A 281-nucleotide genomic window follows, 5' to 3' on the forward strand; every position below is an offset into this window, starting at 1 on the left:
CTTTGGAACATCTGATTTGATTTCGTAACGGAGGGTTTCTGGCTCATCGTAACCGCCAAGGAGTGGAGATGATACAGAAACCCGGAACGCAGAAAGAGCCCGCCGAGAAGGTCGTGAAGGATATTCGGCGGCGCACCAGGCAGCATCATCCGGCCGAGGAGAAGATCCGGATCGGCCCCGGCTGCTCAGCGATAATGGCCGCAGTTACATCTCCGGGGAGCTGGCCGACTGGATGGCCAGCCGGGACATGGATCACATTCGCGGTGCCCCGCGCCATCCGC

1 protein-coding gene is annotated in these 281 nt (G+C 60.1%); it reads left to right on the forward strand.

All coding sequences use genetic code 11. The annotated features are described in order from the left end of the window. Positions 1 to 68: 68 nt before the first annotated feature. Positions 69 to 281 (forward strand): hypothetical protein (locus tag AB9K34_RS03510; protein WP_369953061.1); only part of this gene is annotated, 213 nt, incomplete at its 3' end.

The organism is Sedimentitalea sp. XS_ASV28, assembly GCF_041224545.1.
GTDB lineage: Bacteria > Pseudomonadota > Alphaproteobacteria > Rhodobacterales > Rhodobacteraceae > Sedimentitalea.